The sequence below is a fragment of the Micromonospora phytophila genome, from assembly GCF_023656545.1.
Classification (GTDB): Bacteria; Actinomycetota; Actinomycetes; order Mycobacteriales; family Micromonosporaceae; genus Micromonospora; species Micromonospora phytophila.
Genome location: NZ_JAMOKF010000470.1, coordinates 1 through 3,366, shown reverse-complemented (window position 1 = coordinate 3,366; position 3,366 = coordinate 1). Strand labels below are relative to the sequence as shown.

Genomic DNA, 3,366 nt, shown 5'->3' with positions numbered 1-3,366 from the left:
GGCGGCGGCCGGCACGATCGCGGCGACCGGGCGGGGGTCGCCGTCGCGGGTGACGACGGTGACGGTGTCGGTCAACTCGGCCAGCGCGACGAGCTGGGTGAGCCGGGTGCGCGCCTCGCGCAGCGGCACGGAGCGCGGCTGGTCGGTGTGTGGGGTGAGAGCGGGGACAGCCATGAATGCATGCTGCCCGTGGGGTACGACATTCCCGCAGCACCGGTGCTCCAGGGTGGACGGTGCCGCGAAAATCGCACAGAGCGCGCGGGGACGCCGGGATACGCTGCCTGCCCAGCGCCACACCGCAGCCCGGTGCCGGCGGACCTGCTGGCAGGAGGGGTGCCGTGTCCAGCCTCGACGTCCTGACGGTCGAGGTGGCCGAGACCCTGCGGGGCGCGGCGGCGGCCGACTGGCGACCATCGCCGCCGACGTGCTGCCGCCCGAGGTCGACAAGATGACGCGTTCCTTGCCGGTCACCTTCCGCAGACCCGGGTGGCCCTGGACGGCGCGCCCGGCCGGTCCGAGGGCCTGGTGCTCCGCGCGGCCGACCGGTCGGTGATCGCCAAGGCGCGGTTCCAGGACTACGAGCGGACGATAAAGCGCCGCGACGGCCGGCGCTGATCCGAGTCCGGCGGCGCGTCCGGCGCGGGCGAGCCGTCGGCCCGAGGTGGGGAGGCACGATGCCGACGACGACCTGGCGGTTGGCGCGCCAGACCGCCAGATGGTGCCGGTTCGCAACGGTGACGGTGCACGTGGCGGCCGCAGCGGGGCCCGAGGTGGAGGTACTGCGGACGCTCGCCGTCACACCCGACCAGCGTCGGGAGGCCGAGCTGGGGGCCCACGCCGCGCTGGGCGCCGGCGGCCGCCACCGGGCAACCGTGACGGAGATCCGGGCCACCGAGGTCGACACCGGGGTCGGTGACGTCCACGAGGCCACCGCCCGCGCGGTCGGGCAGGCCGTCGATGACCCTCGGGCACCGGCGTACGTCGGCTTCGGCGAGCCCGACCTGGTCGCCGGCTGGCTACGGGACCGGATCGGGCTGCGCCTTGACCGGGTCACCGAGGCCCGACACTGGTACGGCGGTCGGCGCGACGGCGACGCCCAGAGCCTGCTCCACGCCTGGCTGCACTTCCGCCACCGCCCGCCGATGAGGCTGCACGGCCGGGGCGAGGAGCTGCTGCTGTCCATGGAGGAGCCGTACGGGACGTACGACATGGCGGAGTGCGGCGAGACGCGGGTGGGGCCGGCGCGGCCGCCCGACGTGCTGGCCGGCCCGGTGGGTGAGCGGCTCACCGGCGGGGCGGTGCTCGTCGAGGCCGCCACCGGGTACTGCTCGGGGCTGCTGCTCCGGTTCGGCCCCGCCGAGCTGCTCGTCGCCACCCTCGGCGACGAGTGGGTGTTGGAGCGGGAGCCGCCAAGGAGGACGGTCGAGGCCAGCTGGTCGGTCCGGTCGGTGTGCTGAGCGAACCTCTGGACAACTACAGTTAACAATCCTAATAATTGGACATCCGTCGATCCGACGGCCCTCGTACCGGGAGGTCCGGATGCGTCGTCCTGCCCGAAAACTGTTGCTGGCCGCCGTCGCGGCCCTCGCCACCGCCGCCGCCACCACGCTGACCCTGGCCGCGCCGGCCCACGCCGCCGGCCCGACCGCCACCTTCGTCAGGACCGCCGACTGGGGCACCGGCTGGGAGGGGAAGTACACCGTCACCAACGGCGGGCCCAGCACCCTGACCGGCTGGCAGGTCGCGTTCAGCCTGCCGTCGGGCACCACGCTCGGCTCCTACTGGGACGCCACGGTCAGCAGCGCCGGCCAGCGGCACACCTTCACCAACCGGTCGTGGAACGGCACCCTGGCCCCCGGCGCCTCGGCGTCGTTCGGCTTCCTGGCCACCGGCTCCGGCTCACCCACCGACTGCACGCTCAACGGGGCACCTGCGGGGGCGGCACGCCCACCAGCCCGCCGACCACCGCCCCACCGACGACGACTCCACCGCCGACCAGCCCGCCGCCCACCACTCCCCCCGCCGGTGGTCTGCCACGGCACGCCCTGATCGGCTACCTGCACGCCAGCTTCGCCAACGGCTCGGGCTACCTGCGGATGGCCGACGTGCCGGCCGACTGGGACATCATCAACCTGGCCTTCGGCGAACCCACCACCGCCACCTCCGGCGACATCCGCTTCCAGCTCTGCCCGGTCAGCGAGTGCCCGGGGGTCGAGACCGAGGCGGAGTTCGTCGCGGCGATCCGGGGGAAGCAGCAGCAGGGCAGGAAGGTCCTGCTCTCCATCGGCGGCCAGAACGGCCAGGTCCAGCTGACCACGACCGCGGCGCGGGACACCTTCGTCCGGTCGGTGTCTGCCATCATCGACCGGTACGGCCTCAACGGGCTCGACGTCGACTTCGAGGGGCACTCGCTCTACCTGGACGCCGGGGACACCGACTTCCGCAACCCCACCACCCCGGTGGTCGTCAACCTGATCTCCGCGCTCCGCACGCTCAAGCAGCGGTACGGGTCGGGCTTCGTGCTCACCATGGCGCCGGAGACGTTCTTCGTCCAGCTCGGACACCAGTTCTACGGGCCGGGGCCGTGGGGCGGACAGGACCCGCGCGCCGGGTCGTACCTGCCGGTGATCCACGCGCTGCGGAACGACCTCACCGTGCTGCACGTGCAGGACTACAACTCCGGGCCGATCGTGGGGCTGGACGGCCAGTACCACACCATGGGCAGCGCGGACTTCCACATCGCGATGACCGACATGCTGCTGGCCGGCTTCCCGGTCGCCGGCAACACCAGCCGGGTGTTCCCGCCCCTGCGGGAGGACCAGGTCGCGTTCGGCGCGCCGTCGTCCACCAGCGCCGGCAACGGCTACCTCGCCCCCGCCGGGGTGCAGGCGGCGGTGACCTGCCTGGTCAAGGGGCAGAGTTGCGGTTCGTACGCCCCGCGCAGCGGCACCAACCCGGACTTCCGGGGGCTGATGACCTGGTCGATCAACTGGGACCGGTTCTACGCCTGGGAGTTCCGGCTGAACCACGGCCCGTTCCTCAAGGCGCTGCCCTGACCGGCGCGGCGGCCCGCCCCACCCGGGCGGGCCGCCGCGGTGCGCCGCCCGGTAAAGCGCTGGGCAGCCGGCGGCGACGCGGCGATGATGTCGGGGACCATGGGGAGGTGACAGTGCCGACGTTCGGGGAGCTGACGACCGGAATCGACGCGCACACGGTGGTGCTCGTCGAGGGGGTGAGCGACCGGGCCGCCGTGGAGACCCTTGCGGCCCGCCGGGGCCGCGACCTCGACGCCGAGGGTGTTCGGGTGGTGGCGATGGGCGGCGCGACGAACATCGGCCACTTCCTCGACCTGCCCGGGCCGCGGGG

At 73.5% G+C, this 3,366-nt stretch carries 5 protein-coding genes; all 5 read left to right on the top strand.

The window, feature by feature from the left end:
- Nucleotides 1–486 precede the first annotated feature (486 nt).
- A complete protein-coding gene (locus NCC78_RS32140; RefSeq protein ID WP_284706371.1) occupies nucleotides 487–615 on the top strand; it encodes a hypothetical protein in 129 nt (42 codons plus the stop codon).
- 59 nt (nucleotides 616–674) lie between these two features.
- Nucleotides 675–1,457, top strand: coding sequence for a hypothetical protein (locus NCC78_RS29775; RefSeq protein ID WP_250798694.1), 783 nt, complete (start codon nucleotides 675–677; stop codon nucleotides 1,455–1,457).
- 82 nt (nucleotides 1,458–1,539) lie between these two features.
- The gene (locus NCC78_RS32640; RefSeq protein ID WP_250798692.1) at nucleotides 1,540–2,049 is read left to right on the top strand and encodes a cellulose binding domain-containing protein; all 510 of its coding nucleotides are present in this window, start codon (nucleotides 1,540–1,542) and stop codon (nucleotides 2,047–2,049) included.
- 47 nt (nucleotides 2,050–2,096) lie between these two features.
- Complete coding sequence (locus NCC78_RS32635) at nucleotides 2,097–3,056, top strand: chitinase (protein ID WP_250798690.1); 960 nt, start codon at nucleotides 2,097–2,099, stop codon at nucleotides 3,054–3,056.
- A 107-nt stretch (nucleotides 3,057–3,163) separates the two neighbouring features.
- Nucleotides 3,164–3,366 (top strand): TOPRIM nucleotidyl transferase/hydrolase domain-containing protein (locus NCC78_RS29760; RefSeq protein ID WP_372495236.1); only part of this gene is annotated, 203 nt, incomplete at its 3' end.